Here is a 16954-nt window from a genome sequence, read left to right on the forward strand (position 1 = left end):
ACGCGCCCGAAACCGGCGCTATCTTCGCTCTGACCTGCGTCAACGACCGTGAGGAGACCCCGATGCGCCGACAGACCGTTCCGCCCGGCCTGTCACCCGCATCACAAAGGACTCCTCGCGACCGTGAAAACCCTGAACATCGGCATCCTCGCGCACGTCGACGCCGGTAAGACCAGCCTGACCGAGCGCCTGCTCTTCGAAGCGGGCGCCATCGACCACCTCGGCAGCGTCGACGGCGGCGACACCCAGACCGACTCCCTGGAGCTGGAACGCCGTCGCGGCATCACCATCCGCTCCGCGGTGGTCTCGTTCGTGTCCGGCGACACCCGGATCACGCTGATCGACACCCCGGGCCACTCGGACTTCATCGCCGAGGTCGAGCGCGCGCTGCGCGTGCTCGACGGCGCCGTGCTCGTCGTCTCCGCTGTCGAAGGCGTCCAGGCCCAGACCCGCGTGCTGATGCGCACGCTGCGCCGGCTCGGCATCCCGACACTGGTCTTCGTCAACAAGGTCGACCGGATGGGCGCCCGCGACCAGCTCGGCGACATCCGCGCGAAGCTGGCGCCGCGGGCGGTCGCGGTGACCGACGCGACGTCGCCCGAATTCCTCGCCGACGGCGACGACGCGTTCCTGGAGTCCTATGTGGACGGCCGCGTCGACGAAGCCGCCTGCCGCGCGGAACTGGCCCGCCAGGTCGCGCGGGGCGTGGTGCACCCCGTCCTGACCGGCTCGGCGATCACCGGCGCCGGCGTCGCGGACCTGGTGGCGGCGATGACCGAGCTGCTCCCGGCGACCGAACGCACCGGCGACGGGCCCCTGTCCGCGACGGTGTTCAAGATCGACCGCGGCCGCGCCGGCGAGAAGATCGCCTACGCACGCCTGCACTCCGGCTCGCTGGCCCCGCGGCAACGGATTCCTTTCTACCGCGGCGAAGTCGAGCTGGCCGGCCGGGTCTCCGCGGTCGAGGTCACCGGTGACGACGTGGCGCTCGCGGGCGACGTCGCCCGGGTACGCGGCCTGCGCGAGGTCCGGATCGGCGACCGGCTCGGCTCCCCCGGCACCGCCCGCGACGGCGGGTTCGCGCCGCCGAGCCTGGAGACCGTGGTGCGGCCGGTCCGGCCCGAGCAGGCGGCGGCGATGTTCACGGCGCTGACGCGACTGTCCGAAGAGGACCCGTTGATCGACGTCCGCCGTCGCGGCCACGACGTCTCGGTCCGGCTCTACGGCGAGGTGCAGAAGGAGGTGCTGCGCTCGATGCTGGCCGAGGGCGCCGGCGTCGACGTCGAGTTCGAAGAGACGCGCACGCTGTACGTCGAAAAGCCGATCGGCGCCGGCGAGGCGGTCGAGGGGCTGGATCCGGAGCAGCGGCTGTACTTCTTCGCGACGGTCGGGCTGCGCGTCGAGCCCGGCTCCGGCGTCGGGTTCGGGCTCTCGGTCGAGCTGGGCTCGTTGCCGCTGGCGTTCCACAAGGCGATCGAGGAGACCGTGCACAGCACGCTCGAGCAGGGGCTCTACGGCTGGGAGGTGCTCGACGTCGCCGTGACGCTGACGCACACGGCGTTCTTCAGCCCGCTCAGCGCGGCGGGCGACTTCCGCAAGATGACACCGCTGGTGCTGATGGCGGCGCTGAAGCAGGCCGGGACGCGGGTGCACGAGCCGGTGCACCGCTTCGAGCTGGAGGTCCCGGCGAACGCCGTCAGCGCGGTGCTGCTCAAGCTCGCCCAGCTGCGCGCGGTGCCCGGCGAACCCGCCGTCGGGCCGTCGTCGTGCACGCTGCACGGCACGATCCCGGCCGAGCACGTCCACGCGTTCGAGCAGGCGTTGCCGGCCCTGAGCCAGGGCGAGGGCGTCTTCCTCAGCGAGTTCGCCGACTACCGGCCGTACCCCGGTCCGCCGCCGACGCGGCCGCGGACCGGCGAGAACCCGTTGGACCGCAAGGAGTACCTCGCGCAGGTGGCCCGGCGTTAGCGCTTGTGCGCCCAGGCGGCGCCGAAGCAGTACGCGCCGAACGCGGCGAGGCCGAGCGCGACGACGGTCAGCAGCACGGTGCCGAAGGGCTGGGCGGCGAGCGTCTTGAGGGCGGCGTCCAGCCCGCCGGCCTTGTTCGGGTCGGCCTGGAACCCGGCGATGGCGACGAGGACCCCGACGATCGCGAGGACGACACCCTTGGCGAGGTAGCCGACCCGGCCGACGCCGCCGATCCAGCGCTTGGTCTTGCCCGGCAGCTCGGTCGTGTTCAGGTCTTCGAGGAACTTCTTCTTCACGCCCTTGACGCCGGCGGCGATCGCGACGCCGATGATGCACGCGGCGGCGATGACCACGAGCGCGGGCCCGGCGGGCAGCTGGAGCAGCTTGGCGGTGAACTCCTGCTGCGTCTGGCTGCTCGACCCGCCGCCACCGCTGCCGGTGGCCATCCGGAAGGCGGTGAAGCCCAGCGCGATGACGACGACCCCGCGGGCGGCGGCGCCGATCCGCTTGCGCGTCCGCTTCCCGCCGCTGACCCACTCGTAGCCGGTGGCGGCCATCAGGAACTGCCAGAGGCCGAACAGGACGAGGCCGATGGCCAGGATCCACAGCAGGACCTGCCCGAACGCCGTCGAGCCGATCTGCTGCAGCGCGCCCTTCTGGTCGGCCTGCTCGCTGTCGCCGAAGGCCACCTGGACGGCGAGGTAGGCGATGACGAGGTGCACGACGCCGTAGCAGGCCATGCCGATCCGGCCGAGCAGCTGGGCGGTGTCGCTCTTTTCGCCCCGCTGGGCGTCGGCCTCGGTCCGGTGCACGCCGCTTTCGGCTTTCGCCTCGGCCCGGTTCGCGCCGTCTGATGTCCGGTTCATGCCTGCTCAGGTACCCACTCCGGGCCGTGATCGGCTGGGCCAAGCGGCCTAATCACGTGCTGTGCCCGTGGCAGGATCGCGGGGTGAACACGCGATTGGTCGGTTACTGGTCGGAGTCGGAGCTGTACCCCGGCTCGCCCGAGTACACCGAACTCGGCTTCCGCGCCGACGGGACGGGCTGGCAGTACTGGTCGAGCTGGAGCACGGGCTTCTGCGTCCACCGCTTCGACTGGGCCGAACCGGAGCCGGGCCGGCTGGCCGTGCGGCTGCGGATGGAGCTGGACGGCACGTGGTCACTGGTGGAGGGGGAGGTCACCCACCGCATCGAGCGCCGCCAGCACGTGGACGAGCTCATCGAGCTGACGTGGACCCTGGAGCCGGGCCCGGACCTGACGCTGGACCGCCCCCTCGCCGAGTTCCTGGGCGGCACGCGGTTCCGGCAGGTCGAGGGCGGCGGCACGGACCCGACCCTGGCTTAGGCGGGCCGGCGCCGGACTTCGTCGAGGCGTGCCCAGCCACCGTTGACGGCCAGCAGCGTCAGCACCTGCTCGGCCTGCTCACCAAAGCGCGCGAGATCGTCGTGCAGCAGGGCGGCGCGTTCACCGTCGAGCTGGTCGAAGTCGTCGAACCAGAGCGAGATGGCCGAGCCGGCCGTAACGGCGAGCCCCTGGGTCAGGCTGAGAAACCCGGGCGACGGCTCGCGGGCGGCCGCCCGGTAAGCGGTTTCAATCTCGTCACAGGCGGCAAGCAGGTCCCGCAGCTGCCGAACAGCTCCGGCAGGCGTGCCATCCCAGGCGGCGGTCGGCCAGGCGCGATCGGACAGCTCGAGCCACAGCCGCCAGCCGGCGACGAGCTCGGCTTCGTCGTGGGGCGTCCAGGACGCGGGAACGGGCCAGTACATGCTTCGAGGGTGACACCGCCGGAGCGCGATTCCGCCCCGGCGGTGGGTTATGTCTCATGTGGCAAAGCTCAGCTGATCACGGGCGGAACGAGCACACAGGGCGGCGTCTTGGCGTGGGCCGGATCGAGGGCGTTGAGGACGAGCCCCTGAGCGACGGGGTCGTAGGTGATCCCGAGGTGGTCGGTGAAGTCGAGCCCGCAGACGTTCTGCAGCAGGATGTTCTTGACGTTCGGTTTTTGAGCGAGGAACGCACTGGTGTAGGGCGTGACGACATCGTCGTACCGGGTCTGGATGACGGTGTACTGGATGCCGTCGACGGTTTCGCCCCCGGAGTTGAGCTGGGTGAGGAAGTCCGAGCCGACGGCCTGTTCGTTGCAGGCCTGACAGACGGTCCCGAGCGCGGCGGGCACCCCGGGGATCATTTCGAGGGTGCTGAGCAGCCCGAAGAGATCGGTCCCGTGGTTGGAGGGCGAGAGCCCGACGAGCCGGCTGATCTTGTCGGCGCCCCCGAGGTACTTGATCCAGTACCGGACGTTCATCCCGCCTTGCGAGTGCCCGACAACGTCGAGCTTGGCGGCCCCGGTGGCCTGAAGGATCTTGTCCCCGAAGGCGGCAAGCGCTTTCGTGGTGTCGGCAATGGGCCCGACGGTCTGCAGGAAGGAGCCGGGCGCCCCACCGAAGTTGCCGGCGAAGACGCAGTAGCCGGCGTTGGCGAGCTTCTGGGAGAGGTTGGCCCAGTTTTCGTAGGCGTTGGCGGTGGTCCCGTTGGAGAGAAGGACGGGGTTGGGATGAGCGGCGGTGGGCTTACAACCCCAGTCGTTGGCACCGGGAGGAGCAATGGTGGGGTTGCCGAGCGAGTAGACGGCGGCGGTGAGGATGTTGGGCTGAACGGGCCCGGTCGGTTCTCGTTCAGCAGCCTGAGCGGTCCCCGCCCCCAGTACAAGCACGGCCCCCAAGGCAGCGGCGGCCAAGAGCCACCCGCGCGTCATCGCACCCATCCGTTTCACCTCTCTGTGAACCGATGGTGATCCGCATCACCGAGGATCTAACGCGCGAATAACTCGTCCGGACACTCCCCCTAGTGGGTCATTTTCTTCCCCCACCGACCCAACCGGAGGCCGGCATGCCATCCGAAGGCCAACGGAACCCAGACCTCCCCGCAACCCCGATCCGAAGCCAGAACACGGCCGGCGGCACCGGGTCAAGGCATCTTTCCCGCCTTGACGCGGTACCGCCGGCCGTAGTCACAATCGGCGAGCGGGGTGGCGAAGCCGACCAGCCCGCGCGCACAAAAACGGCCCCCAGCGCAACACCGCGCCGGAGGCCGTTTCTAGTCTTCGAAGGTCAGCCCTTGAGCAACGCCCGAGCCATAACAACCTTCTGAATCTGGTTCGTACCCTCATAAATCTGCGTAATCTTGGCGTCCCGCATCATCCGCTCAACCGGGAAGTCCCGCGTGTACCCAGCCCCACCAAAAAGCTGAACGGCATCCGTGGTCACCTCCATAGCAATATCGGAGGCGTAAGCCTTCGCAGCCGAAGCCATGAACCCAGCCCGCTTGTCCCCACGCTCCGAAGCAGCAGCCGAGGCGTACACAAGGTGCCGAGCAGCCTCGATCTTCGTCCCCATATCAGCCAACATGAACTGAACGCCCTGGAACTCAGAGATCGACTTCCCGAACTGCCGACGGTCCTTCACATAAGCCACCGCAGCATCAAGCGCACCCTGAGCAATCCCCAAAGCCTGAGCCCCGATCGTCGGCCGAGTGTGATCCAACGTCCGCAGAGCCGTCTTCAACCCGGTCCCCGGCTCACCAACAATCCGGTCCTCAGGAATAGTGCAGTTCTCGAAGTAGATCTCACGAGTCGGAGACCCCTTGATGCCGAGCTTCTTCTCCTTCGGCCCCACGGAGAACCCCGGGTCGTCCTTGTGCACGACGAACGCCGAAATACCGTTGGCCTTCTTCTCGGCCTCCGGATCGGTAACAGCCATGACGGTGTACCACGAAGACTCACCGGCATTGGTGATCCACGCCTTGGTCCCGTTCAGCACCCAGTGGTCACCGTCCAACCGAGCCCGAGTCCGCATCGACGCCGTGTCCGACCCCGCCTCACGCTCCGACAACGCGTACGACGCCGAAGCCTCGCCCGACGCGATCGACGGCAGCACCAGCTTCTTCACGCTCTCCGAACCGGACAGGATGATCGGCTGCGTGCCGAGCTTGTTCACCGCCGGGATCAGCGACGCCGACGCGTCGACCCGCGCGACCTCTTCGATCACGATGCAGGCGCCGACGGCGTCCGCGCCCTGGCCGTCGTACTCCTCGCCGATGTGGACGGCGTTGAACCCGGACTTGACCAGCGCGTTGTACGCCTCGATCGGGTAGCGCTCGTTCTCGTCGACCTCGGCCGCGTACGGCGCGATCTCCTTCTCGGCCAGGGCCCGGACCGCGGCCCGCAGCTCCTCGTGCTCCTCGGCAAGCTGGTACAGGCCGTCGGTCACTTCGGGTCACCTTCTCTACGACGTCGGAAAGTCCTGTTCGATGTTAGCGCTCGTTCACCGACCGGCTGCGTCCTTGTGTCGCGGACCGCAGAATTCGTATGGTCGAGTGATGCCGATCACCGCGCCGACGACGCCGCCCGGTCTGCCCCCTTCCCTCGACTACCCCGAAGTCCCGGTCGGTTCGATCCTCGCCGCGGGCGCCGCGCGCTGGGGCGACCGGACCGCCTTCGCCCACGACGGCCGCAGCCTCACCTTCACCGAGACCTACCGCGCGGCCTGCCGCTTCGCCCACGCGCTGCGGGCGCGGGGCGTCGGCCGCGGCGACGTCGTCGCGCTGCACCTGCCGAACTGCCTCGCCTTCCCGGTCGCCTACTACGGCACCATGCTGGCCGGGGCCACCTTCAGCCCGGCCAACCCGCTGCTCCCGCCGGACGACCTCGCCTTCCAGCTCACCGACTGCGAGGCCGCCGCCGTCGTGACGTTCGGCCCGGTCGCGGGCGCGCTGGCGAGCGTCGCCGACCGGATCCCGGCGCGGCTGACCGTCGTCGTCGGGCCGACCGGCGACCTGCCCAAGGGCGCGTTCGAGTTCGAGGCGTTCCAAGCCGGCCACCCCGACACGCGCCCCGACGCGGACATCGACGTCCACGAAGACCTCGCGCACCTCGCCTACACCGGCGGCACCACCGGCCGGTCCAAGGGCGTCCGGCTCACGCACCGCAACGTCGTGGTCAACACCCTCCAGCACGCGTGCTGGGGCAGCGGCTCGGTCCCGGCGCTCGACCCCCGCGGCGACGTCACCATCGACCAGATCGGCAGCGCCGACGAGTGGCCGACGCGCCTGGGCACCGGCGTCGCGATCAACCTGACGCCGTGGTTCCACGCGATGGGCATCATCGGCGGCCTGAACGCGGCGGTGATCGCCGGCACATCGATCGTCCTGCACTCGCGCTTCGACCCGCCCGCGTACGTCGCCGACGCCGAACGGCTGCGCATCACCGGCATCGGCGGCGCGCCCGCGCTGTTCGCCGCGCTGCTCGCGACGCCGTCGTTCCACACCGCGGACCTCTCGTCGGTACGCGCGATCGGCTCGGGTGCCGCGCCGATGAACCACGCGATGATCAACGCGCTGCGCGAGCGGTTCCCGGGCGTGGTGGTCAGCGAGGGCTACGGCCTCACCGAGGCGACGATGGGCGCGGTGATCTCGCCGACGTACGCCTCCGGCACGCGCAAGGTCGGCTCGGTGGGCGTCCCGATCTTCGACACCGAGGTCAAGGTCGTCCCAGCCGAGGGCGGCGAGGACCCGCTCCCGGCGGGCGAGAAGGGCGAGGTCTGCCTGCGCGGGCCGCAGATCATGCAGGGCTACCGCAACCGCCCCGAGGAGACGGCGGCCGCCCTGGTCGACGGCTGGCTCCACACGGGCGACATCGGCATCCTCGACGCGGACGGCTACCTGTCCATCGTGGACCGCAAGAAGGACATGCTGCTGTACAAGGGGTACAACGTCTTCCCGCGCGAGCTGGAGGAGCTGCTGATCACGATGCCCGGCGTCGCGGCGGCGGCCGTGGTGGGCCGCCCGGACGTCGAGGTCGGCGAGCTGCCGGTGGCGTTCGTCGTCCTGCGCGGCGCACTGGACGCCGACGAGCTCATGGCCGCGGTGAACGAAAAGGTGCTGCCGTACAAGCGGTTGCGGGAGGTGCACGTCGTCGAGCAGATCCCGGTGTCCGCGGCCGGGAAGGTGCTCAAGCGGCAGCTGCGGGACCAGCTGATCGGCGAGCTCGAGTAGCCGGGTGGCACTCGGCCCGCCGAGCGGGCCGAGTCCGCCTACTTGCCGGCCTTGGCGCGCAGGGCCGCGTCCTTGTCCAGGACCAGCTTCTCCAGGTCCTGCTGGAACTTGGCCATCTTCGACCGCAGCCCCTCGTCGGACGCCGCCAGGATGCGGACCGCCAGCAGGCCCGCGTTGCGCGCGCCGCCCACCGACACCGTGGCCACCGGCACGCCCGCCGGCATCTGGACGATCGACAGCAGCGAGTCCAGTCCGTCCAGGTACTTCAGCGGGACCGGGACGCCGATCACCGGGAGCACCGTCGCCGAGGCCACCATGCCCGGGAGGTGGGCCGCGCCGCCCGCGCCCGCGATGATCACGCGGATGCCGCGCGCCACCGCCGACGTCGCGTAGTCCAGCATGCGCTGCGGGGTGCGGTGCGCCGAATACACGCCCACCTCGTACTCGACGCCGAACTCGTCCAGCGCCGCACCGGCCGCTTCCAGCACCGGCCAGTCCGAGTCGCTGCCCATGATCACGCCCACCTGCGGCGCCATACCCGATACTCCCGTCAGTGGATCTCGTAGCCGTCGAGCCAGACGGCGTGGGACAGCCAGTGCGCCGAAAGCAGCGCGCGGTTGCGCAGGTCGTCCATGCGCTCGCCGGTGAAGTTGACGTGCCCGAGCTTGCGCCCCGGGCGCTCCTGCTTGCCGTACAGGTGCACCCGGACCTCGGGGTACCGCGCGAACAGGTGGTGCAGCCGCTCGTCCGGCCCCATCTTCGGCAGCTCCGGCGCGCCCAGCACGTTCGCCATCACGCACGCCGGCGCGATCAGGTCCGTCCGGCCCAGCGGGTAGTCGAGCACCGCACGCAGGTGCTGCTCGAACTGGGACGTGCGCGAGCCGTCCATCGTCCAGTGCCCGGAGTTGTGCGGGCGCATCGCCAGCTCGTTCACCAGCAGCCCGGTGTCGGTCTCGAACAGCTCGACCGCGAGCAGCCCGGTGACGTCCAGCGTCGACGCGATCCGCAGCGCCAGGTCCTGGGCCTCGTGCACGCGCGAGTCGGACAGCCCAGGGGCCGGCGCCAGCACCTCGGTGTTGATGCCGCTGGACTGCACCGTCTCGACCACGGGGTACGCCGCGCCCTGGCCGAAGGGCGAGCGGGCGACGAGCGCGGCCAGCTCCCGCCGCATCGCCACCTTCTCCTCCACCAACAGCGGCGTGCCCGCTTCAAGCAGCTCCGGCACGGTCTCGCGGGCGTGCTGCGCGGTGTCGAGCATCCAGACGCCGCGGCCGTCGTAGCCACCGGACGACGCCTTGAGCACCACCGGCCAGCCGTGCTCGCCGCCGAAAGCCACCACGTCATCCACAGTGGACACCTCGGCGAACGCGGGACCCGGCACGCCGAGGCCGGCCATCATCTCGCGCATCACCAGCTTGTTCTGCGCGAAGCCCAGCGCCGACGGCGCCGGCCGGATCGCGTAGCCCTCCATCGCCAGCGTCAGCAGGTGCTCGCCCGGCACGTGCTCGTGGTCGAACGTGAGCACGTCGACCGACGCCGCGAACTTCCGCAGCGCGTCGAGGTCGGTGTGGTGGCCCAGCACCACGTCACCCGCGACGAGCCCCGCCGCTTCGTTCTCGCTCGCGGCGAGCACGCGCAGCGACTGGCCGAGGGAGATCGCCGCCTGGTGGGTCATCCGGGCCAGCTGGCCGCCGCCCACCATGCCCACGACGGGCAGACCGGTGTGTTTGTCCATAGCGCCGATCAGCCTAGACGGCGACGACCTGCGGTGACCGCCGGACCAGGCGAAGCTCACGCGCCGCCAGCCCGAGGATCCCGCCCGCCGCCGCGAGCACGTAGACGTTGCCGAGGACCGACCAGCCCAGGCCCCAGCCGAATTCCGTGTCGCCGCCGTTGGGCACCAGCATCACGATCTGCGAGACGAACAGCAGGCCGACCGCCGCCGCCCACCGCCACCGCGCCTTCACCACCAGCAGCGTGAGCAACGGCACGCACCAGACCCAGTGGTGCGACCACGACACGGGCGACAGCAGCAGCCCGTAGAACGCCGTCACCAGCAGCGCGCCCGCGTCCTCGCCGCGCCGGTGCAGCCGCACGACCAGCCACACCGCGGGCACGGCGAGCACCGCCGCGATCCCGACCGCCACCACCAGCGACCAGGAGGCCAGCCCCGAAGCACGGTTGACCAGCCCGTTGAGCGACTGGTTGAAGATCCAGTGCACCGACCCGACCCGGCTCGGGTCGGTCGCCGAATCCCGCCAGAACCGCGCCGCGTCGACCGGGATGACCGCGAACATCACCGCTTCGAGCGCCACGAACGTGCCCAGGGCCCGCAGCCCGTCCTTCCACCGGCCCGTGAAGAACAGGTGCGGCACGAAGATCAGCGGGGTCAGCTTGATCGCCGCCGCCACGCCGATCAGCACGCCCGCCCACCGCGACCCCCGCGCGGACAGCACCAGGACGTCCAGCACCACGAACGCCATCAGTATCAAGTTGATCTGACCCAGGAACAGCGTCTTCCACACCGGTTCCAGGACCAGAGCGATGGCCGTTCCCGCCGGCAGCGCCCACCACCTTCTTCCCAGAAGGGATGCACGCCCCGGCGGCGACGAAACCACCGTGATGACGACGATAAGGGCGACCACCGACAAAAACGCGATCACGCCCCAGACCAGGCCGGACGGCACGAGGGCGAGCGGCAGGAACAGCGGCGCGGCTGCCGGGGTGTAGGTGAAGGGCAGCCGCACCCAGTCCGGCAGCGCGGTCAGCACGTCCCGCGTGTACAGCGGATCGCCGTGCACCAGCGTCAACGCACCGGCGCGGTAGACGGCGCTGTCCGCGCCCAGGTGCCACCCGGCCAGCCAGACGACGACCCCGAAGGCCAGTACCAGCAGCGCGATCCCGCCGGCGAAGAAGCGGCCGGCGCGCGCCTCAGACGCGGGTCGCGACGTCGACATGCTCGTCCGAAGCCGCCTTCTTCCTGGCCCGCCGCTGCAGGCCCCAGCGCAGGATCAGCGCCGCGGCCAGCACGACCGGCATCAGGATGTAGGCGTCCCCCAGCACGTTCTGCCACACCTTCCAGTGCAGCTCGACGTTGCGGCCGTTCGGCAGGATCAGCAGCACGCAGCTGACGAACACGAACGCCACCGCCCCGGTCCCGACCCAGCGCCGCCACGCCGTCTTCGGCGTGGTCTTCGGCAGCCGCGAGACCAGCAGCACGATCAGCGGGATGACCCACACCCAGTGGTGGGTCCACGAGATCGGCGAGATCAGCAGCGTCCAGAACGCCGTGACGAGTAGCGCCGCCAGCGCCTGGCCCTTGCGGTGGAAGCGGATCAGCAGCCACAGCGCCGGGATGGCGAGCAGGAACCCGATGCCCATCGCCGCCTTCGACGCCCACGGCGCGAGGTCGGTGGCCCGGTTCATCAGCGCGTTCAGCGACTGGTTGCCCGCCCAGTGCACCGGGCCGATCCGGCCGGTGTCCGGCAGCGTCACGGTCCAGTACTTGGCCGCGTCGTGGGAGTTGATCAGGAACATCAGCCCCTGCAGCACGAGGAACGTCGCGAAGCCGCGGATCGCGTCCATCCGGCGGCCGGTGACGAACAGGTGCCCGAGGAACACCAGCGGCGTCAGCTTGATCGCCGCCGCGACGCCGACCAGCACACCACCCCAGCGGCTCCCCCGCGCGCCGATGACCAGCATGTCCAGCATGATCATGGCCATCAGGACCAGGTTGATCTGGCCGAGGAAGATCGTCCGCCACACCGGCTCGAGGCCGAGGAAGACCAGGAAGAACACGATGGTCGAGCGGGCGGGCGAGGCCCACCAGCGCGGGCCGTCGGAGGCCGGTCGGGGCAGCGCGCCGATCGCGATCCGGATCGACAGGGCCATCGCCGCCAGCGAGATCGCGGTGATCAGGCCCCACGAGATCTGCGTCGGGAACGCGGCGAGCGGCACGAAGATCAGTGCGGCCGTCGGCGGGTAGGTGAACGGCAGCAGCGCCCACCACGGTTCGGGGGCCAGCGTGTTCGCGTCGTAGAGGGAGTCGCCGTGCAGCAGCGTGAGGGCACCGGCGCGGTAGACGGCGCTGTCGACGCCCAGCACCCAGTCGTGCTGCCAGCCCCAGATGCCGTACCCGATCGCGACCAGCGGGATCACCGCGAGGATCAGGATCGACCGCGGGCGGACGGACAGGCGGGCGAGTGACTTGCGCAGGGCCAGGCGGTGCTGCGGTCTGGCCGCGACTGGGCCGTCGACGTCGGTGGGTACGGTCCGGGTCACCTCACCAGGAAATCATGAGCCGCGCGATCCGGGTCAGAAGGGTCCGGGCGGAACCGGACTTTTCGCGCGTTCTACACCCTGGCGAGACGTGCCAGCAGGTCGCAGGCCATTTCGTGGGTGGCGGGCAGGCGCACGGCCGACACCCGCGGCCGGCCCGCGTCGGCCAGCTGCGAGTCGACCGACAGCCGCTCGTGCAACGCCCTTCGCAGCGCGACGCCGTCCGAAGCGACCTTCTCGTCCTTCGGGACCAGCGCGGCGACTACGGACGGTCCCAGCGAAGCGACGCTCTGCCCGCTGTCGAAGACCGCCCGCAGCGCGTCGGCGACCAGGATCATCCCGGTCAGCCGCGGGAACCCGGCGACCGCGCTGAGGTCGAGCGAGACGACCAGCAGGACGTGGTCCTCGGCGGCGGGCCGCTCACGCGCCGCCGCGGCCTGGTAGACCTCGGCGAGCCGGGTGCGCAGGTAGGCGGCCGAGGGCAGGCCGGTCAGCGGGTCGGTGACCTCGGTGTGCACGAGCTGGTCGGTGGCGACGTCGGCCCAGGCCAGCGCGGTGGTCCGGAGCAGCCGGGACGGGGTGGCGTCGACGTCCGGGGAGACGAAGCCGTCCTCGCCGTGGCCGAGCACCGCGTGCAGCGCGGCCAGGTCGGTGAGGGTTTCCGCGAGGCCGGCGCCGGCCGCCGCCCGCGCCCTCGCCAGCCCGGCCAACGCGGTCTCGGCGGCTTCGGCGCGGCCCTTGGCCAGCACCGCCGCGCAGACGGCGTCGACCTCGGGCAGGGCCCAGTCGCTGGGGAAGCGCCAGCCCGCGGCCAGGCTGGCCGTGCGCCAGCGGGCCCGGAGCGCGAGCAGGGCGCGGTCGGCGGGCGGAGCGTCACCGGGACCGGAACGCGTAGCCGGAACGTCCACTGGCCCCCTGTCCCTTTCATCCGGTCCGTGTCGATCTTGCTCGGTGCTTCACGGTGAGGACGTGCCCCACCGGATCCCGTGACGCGTACTCGTGAGTTTTGTTAAGAAGCTTTTCCACGGCGCGACCCGGGGATGGGTGATTTTGCTCCGCCGACGGAGTCAACACCCCGACCACCGCGTGACGGCCCGGGGTGGGTCAGTCACACTTGTCTCGCGCCCCGGACCGGCCTGTAATGGCAGGTCCTGGCCCTAGCCGACCGAGGAGTGCCGTGTCCACCGTTCCCGCCGATCTCAGCGGAAAGAGTGACGCCGAACTGATCGCCGAGGTCCGCGCCGGGAAGATCGAGTCGTACGGGCCGCTCTACGAACGCCACACCGGAGCGGCGCACAACCTCGCTCGTCAGCTGGCCCGTTCGAGCTCCGAAGCCGACGACTTGGTGTCCGAGGCGTTCTCGAAGGTGCTGGACACTCTCCGTGGTGGCAAGGGGCCGGACACAGCCTTCCGGGCGTACCTGCTGACTGCGCTGCGTCACACCGCGTACGACCGCACGCGCAAGGAACGCCGGGTCGACCTCAACGAGGACATGGCCGACGTGCCCTCCGAGGCGCTCACCGTGCAGTTCTCCGACACCGCCGTCGCCGGGCTCGAGCGGACGATGGCCGCCAAGGCGTTCGCACGGCTGCCCGAACGCTGGCAAGCGGTGCTCTGGCACACCGAGATCGAGCAGCAGAGCCCGGCCGAGGTCGCGCCACTGCTGGGCTTGACCGCGAACGGCGTCTCGGCGCTCGCCTACCGCGCCCGCGAGGGGCTGCGCCAGGCGTACCTGCAGGTCCACCTGCAGGAGAACGCCGAGGAACGCTGCCGCGCGTGCGCCGAGCGGCTCGGCGCGTGGACCCGCGACGGCCTGTCGAAACGCGAACGCAACCAGGTCGAGAACCACCTCGACGAATGCGACAACTGCCGCGCGCTGGCCGCGGAACTCGCCGACGTCAACGGCGGGCTGCGCGCGATCGTCGCCCCGATCGTCCTGGGCGGCGCGGCGCTCGGCTACCTCGCGACCATCGGCGCGGCGAAGGCGAGCGCGGCCACCGCGGGCGTGGCGGCCGTCGGCGCCGCCGCGGCCGGGGGCAAGGCAGGCGCGGCCGCGGGAGCCGCCGCCGCGGGACCCCGCCAGTTCGCCGGCGTCGCGGCCTCGGGCACGGCGATCGTCGCGGCCGTCGTCATCGCGCTCACCGCCGGCGGGGGGACGCAGGAGATCCCCGTCGCGGCCCAGCAGCCGCCGCCCGCGGTCCAGCCCGTCGAGCCGCCGGCGCCGCCGAAGCCCGTGCCGCCAGCCCCGCCCGCGCCGCCGCAGCCGCCGCCCCCGCCCGTGGCGCCGGCGGTCGAGCCCCCGCCGCCCGCGGTCGAGCCGCCCGCGCCGGCCCCGCCGCCTCCGGCCCCGCCCGCCCCGGCGCCGCCGTCGATGTCCGCGACGGCCCCGCCGGACGGCGTCGAGCTCAGCCCCGGCTCGGCGACGAACGTGCCGATCACCGTCCGCAACGACGGCGGCAGCCCGTCCGAGCCGGTGGCTGTCGCGCTGAAGCTGCCCCCGGGCGTGCACGCGGTCGACGCCGGTGGCGGCGGCGCGCCGATGGCGTTCGCCCAGGGCGGCGCCCCGATCTCGGTGAACTGCCCCGGCGGCGAGGGCACGGTGACCTGCAAGACGGGCACCGGCCTGGAGCCCGGCCAGACCGCGACGCTCAACTTCCGGCTCCAGGCCGACGAGGACGCCCAAGGCGGCACGGTGACCGGCTCGGTCACCGCCGGCTTGCAGATCAACGTCTCGGTGAGCGTCAAGGTCACCGTGAAGCAGCCGCCGGACGCGGTGGTCCTCGAAGCGCAGGGCGACGGGCTCTCGGCGTTCCCGTGGACCCGCAACCCGCTGGTCTACGTGCGGGTCCGCAACACCGGCGAGACGACCCGGCCGGTCACGGTCACCTTCGACCACCCGCTGTGGCAGTGGTGGAGCCTGCGCGGCTTCCCCTGCACGACGACGTCCGACGGCGCGTCCTGCACGACGAAGAGCGCGGTCGCCCCCGGCCAGCACGTCAACCTGTGGGTGCGGCTGAAGGGCCGTCCCGACGACGGGCGCGTCACGATCGGCGCGAAGCTCGGCAAGGCGTCCGCGGCGCCGGTGACGATCGACTTCGGCTGCTACCACCACTGGTGCGGCAAGGACCCGCTGCCGTCGCCGACACCGTCTTCGACGACGCCGACCAAGCCGAAACCGACCTCGCCGAAGCCCACGTCAACGCCGCCGACCACGACGAGCGAGACCGAGCCGACGGTCGAGCCGCCGACGTCGTCGACCACGACCAGCGCGCCGCCGCGGCCGGGCACCAAGCCGGGCAACCAGCCGCCGACCGTCACCCCCGAGAAGGGATTCGGCTGGCTGACCGGGTAGCGTCCGCGCGGTGCGCGAGCTGCTGAAGAAGCATCGCGAGCTCCTCCGCTTCGCCGTCGTCGGCGGGATCAGCTTCGTGATCACGATGTCCGTCAACTACGGCTTGAAGTTCACCGTGCTGCGGACCCACCCGGTGACGGCGCTGATCGTCGGCGTCCTCGTCGCGACGATCTTCTCGTACGTCGCCAACCGCGAGTGGTCGTTCCGCACCCGCGGCGGCCGCGAGCGGACGCACGAAGCAGCGCTGTTCTTCCTGTTCAGCGGCATCGCGCTGGGCCTGAACGCGCTGCCGCAGTGGTTCTCGAGGTACGTGCTGGACCTGCAGGCGCCGCGGCTGTCGCCGTTCGGCGTCGAAGTGGCCGACTTCGTCAGCGGGATCGTCATCGGCACGCTGCTGGGCACGGTGTTCCGCTGGTGGGCGTTCAAGAAGTGGGTGTTCCCGGACGAGGGTGCGCGGGTGGTGGAGGTCGCGGAAGATCCGGACATTCAGGACCGCAAGGCCGCCTGAACCACAGGTCAACGCGGTGTGCTCCTAGACTGCGTGGTGTGACCGTTGTGGAAACCGTGCTCAAGCGCACGCCGGAACCACTGCGTTCGGTGCTGATCAAGCACCGGGAGCTGCTGAAGTTCGCGATCGTGGGCGGCACGACGTTCCTGGTCGACAACGGCGTCTGGTACTTCCTGAAGCTGTCGGTCCTGGAGTCGAAACCGACCACGGCGAAGGCGATCGCGATCATCGTCGCGACGATCGTGTCGTACATCCTCAACCGCGAGTGGTCGTTCCGCACCAGGGGTGGCCGCGAGCGTCACCACGAGGCCGCGCTGTTCTTCGTGATCAGCGGGATCGCCGTCGTGGTGAACCTGATCCCGCTGTACGTGTCCCGGTACGTGCTGGACTTGGAGGTCCCGCACGTGACGCGGCTGGTGCAGGAGGTCGCGGACTTCGCGAGCGGGTCGATCATCGGCATGCTGCTGGCGATGTTCTTCCGCTTCTGGGGGTTCAAGAAGTGGGTGTTCCCGGACGAGCTGGGCGAACGTCGACGCGACAGCGGCGACGTGACCCGCCTGCACTAGAGAAACTAGTTGTCTTCTGACATGTAGTTGTCTACAGTCATCTTCGTCAGTGTTCCTTCGTGAGGACGCCGTCCGGGTTCGGCCGGGCGAGCGGGACGATTCGAGGTGGTTTCCGAGCGCGAAGAGGTCGCACCTGCTCCGCGGGTGACGATGGAACCTTTTCCCGGCTCGACGGGACGTGCGTCAACGCGCGTCCGCATCTCTCGTCCCCCCTGACGAAACAAGGACAA

At 70.7% G+C, this 16954-nt stretch carries 15 protein-coding genes; 6 read left to right on the forward strand and 9 right to left on the reverse strand.

Features of this window, described 5'->3' with window-relative positions:
- The first annotated feature begins 123 nt into the window (after positions 1–123).
- Positions 124–1968: a GTP-binding protein gene (locus ACIQWX_RS00670; RefSeq protein ID WP_400863703.1), complete on the forward strand. Its 1845-nt coding sequence runs from the start codon at positions 124–126 to the stop codon at positions 1966–1968.
- Here the strand turns inward: ACIQWX_RS00670 and ACIQWX_RS00675 are convergent.
- Positions 1965–2780, reverse strand: coding sequence for a DUF1206 domain-containing protein (locus tag ACIQWX_RS00675; protein ID WP_400869328.1), 816 nt, complete (start codon positions 2778–2780; stop codon positions 1965–1967). The genes ACIQWX_RS00670 and ACIQWX_RS00675 overlap by 4 nt on opposite strands.
- Before the next feature lie 137 nt (positions 2781–2917).
- Between ACIQWX_RS00675 and ACIQWX_RS00680 the strand changes: the two genes are divergently transcribed.
- On the forward strand, positions 2918–3313 hold the full coding sequence (locus ACIQWX_RS00680) for a hypothetical protein (RefSeq protein ID WP_400863706.1): 396 nt from the start codon (positions 2918–2920) through the stop codon (positions 3311–3313).
- Here the strand turns inward: ACIQWX_RS00680 and ACIQWX_RS00685 are convergent.
- The 3 genes from ACIQWX_RS00685 to ACIQWX_RS00695 form a co-directional block, all read right to left on the reverse strand.
- On the reverse strand, positions 3310–3735 hold the full coding sequence (locus ACIQWX_RS00685) for a hypothetical protein (RefSeq protein ID WP_400863708.1): 426 nt from the start codon (positions 3733–3735) through the stop codon (positions 3310–3312). The two genes, ACIQWX_RS00680 and ACIQWX_RS00685, sit on opposite strands and share 4 nt — an antisense overlap.
- A gap of 68 nt (positions 3736–3803) precedes the next feature.
- Positions 3804–4733 carry an esterase/lipase family protein gene (locus ACIQWX_RS00690; protein ID WP_400863710.1) on the reverse strand — a complete coding sequence of 310 codons (930 nt, stop codon included), beginning with the start codon at positions 4731–4733 and terminating at the stop codon, positions 3804–3806.
- A 346-nt stretch (positions 4734–5079) separates the two neighbouring features.
- Positions 5080–6237, reverse strand: coding sequence for an acyl-CoA dehydrogenase family protein (locus ACIQWX_RS00695; protein WP_400863713.1), 1158 nt, complete (start codon positions 6235–6237; stop codon positions 5080–5082).
- Positions 6238–6346: 109 nt separating this feature from the next.
- On the opposite strand from ACIQWX_RS00695, the gene ACIQWX_RS00700 reads away from it, so the two are divergent.
- The gene (locus ACIQWX_RS00700; protein WP_400863715.1) at positions 6347–8020 is read left to right on the forward strand and encodes a class I adenylate-forming enzyme family protein; all 1674 of its coding nucleotides are present in this window, start codon (positions 6347–6349) and stop codon (positions 8018–8020) included.
- Positions 8021–8058: 38 nt separating this feature from the next.
- Here the strand turns inward: ACIQWX_RS00700 and purE are convergent, their stop codons facing one another.
- From purE to ACIQWX_RS00725, 5 genes are all read right to left on the reverse strand, one after another.
- On the reverse strand, positions 8059–8556 hold the full coding sequence (gene purE, locus ACIQWX_RS00705; RefSeq protein WP_400863718.1) for a 5-(carboxyamino)imidazole ribonucleotide mutase: 498 nt from the start codon (positions 8554–8556) through the stop codon (positions 8059–8061).
- A 14-nt stretch (positions 8557–8570) separates the two neighbouring features.
- Complete coding sequence (locus tag ACIQWX_RS00710) at positions 8571–9755, reverse strand: 5-(carboxyamino)imidazole ribonucleotide synthase (protein WP_400863721.1); 1185 nt, start codon at positions 9753–9755, stop codon at positions 8571–8573.
- A gap of 13 nt (positions 9756–9768) precedes the next feature.
- Positions 9769–10977 carry a glycosyltransferase 87 family protein gene (locus ACIQWX_RS00715; RefSeq protein ID WP_400863723.1) on the reverse strand — a complete coding sequence of 403 codons (1209 nt, stop codon included), beginning with the start codon at positions 10975–10977 and terminating at the stop codon, positions 9769–9771.
- Positions 10952–12301: a glycosyltransferase 87 family protein gene (locus ACIQWX_RS00720; RefSeq protein ID WP_400863725.1), complete on the reverse strand. Its 1350-nt coding sequence runs from the start codon at positions 12299–12301 to the stop codon at positions 10952–10954. The genes ACIQWX_RS00715 and ACIQWX_RS00720 overlap by 26 nt, the downstream gene beginning before the upstream one ends.
- Before the next feature lie 71 nt (positions 12302–12372).
- Positions 12373–13206 (reverse strand): GGDEF domain-containing protein, encoded by an 834-nt coding sequence (locus tag ACIQWX_RS00725; RefSeq protein WP_400863728.1) that lies wholly within the window; start codon positions 13204–13206, stop codon positions 12373–12375.
- Positions 13207–13475: 269 nt separating this feature from the next.
- Between ACIQWX_RS00725 and ACIQWX_RS00730 the strand changes: the two genes are divergently transcribed.
- The 3 genes from ACIQWX_RS00730 to ACIQWX_RS00740 are packed head-to-tail and all read left to right on the forward strand — an operon-like array spanning position 13476 to position 16724.
- The gene (locus ACIQWX_RS00730; RefSeq protein ID WP_400863730.1) at positions 13476–15650 is read left to right on the forward strand and encodes a sigma-70 family RNA polymerase sigma factor; all 2175 of its coding nucleotides are present in this window, start codon (positions 13476–13478) and stop codon (positions 15648–15650) included.
- 10 nt (positions 15651–15660) lie between these two features.
- Complete coding sequence (locus ACIQWX_RS00735; protein ID WP_400863733.1) at positions 15661–16158, forward strand: GtrA family protein; 498 nt, start codon at positions 15661–15663, stop codon at positions 16156–16158.
- Between the two features lie 38 nt (positions 16159–16196).
- Positions 16197–16724: a GtrA family protein gene (locus ACIQWX_RS00740; protein ID WP_400863736.1), complete on the forward strand. Its 528-nt coding sequence runs from the start codon at positions 16197–16199 to the stop codon at positions 16722–16724.
- Positions 16725–16954: the final 230 nt, after the last annotated feature.

The sequence above is a fragment of the Amycolatopsis sp. NPDC098790 genome (assembly GCF_044759945.1).
Lineage (GTDB): Bacteria > Actinomycetota > Actinomycetes > Mycobacteriales > Pseudonocardiaceae > Amycolatopsis.

Bases quoted from the DNA above. Each gene is read 5' to 3' on its own strand.
- ACIQWX_RS00715 (WP_400863723.1), bottom strand. From the start codon at position 10,977: ATGTCGACGTCGCGACCCGCGTCTGAGGCGCGCGCCGGCCGCTTCTTC.
- ACIQWX_RS00700 (WP_400863715.1), top strand. From the start codon at position 6,347: ATGCCGATCACCGCGCCGACGACGCCGCCCGGTCTGCCCCCTTCCCTC.
- purE (WP_400863718.1), bottom strand. From the start codon at position 8,556: ATGGCGCCGCAGGTGGGCGTGATCATGGGCAGCGACTCGGACTGGCCG.
- ACIQWX_RS00685 (WP_400863708.1), bottom strand. From the start codon at position 3,735: ATGTACTGGCCCGTTCCCGCGTCCTGGACGCCCCACGACGAAGCCGAG.
- ACIQWX_RS00690 (WP_400863710.1), bottom strand. From the start codon at position 4,733: ATGGGTGCGATGACGCGCGGGTGGCTCTTGGCCGCCGCTGCCTTGGGG.
- ACIQWX_RS00710 (WP_400863721.1), bottom strand. From the start codon at position 9,755: ATGGACAAACACACCGGTCTGCCCGTCGTGGGCATGGTGGGCGGCGGC.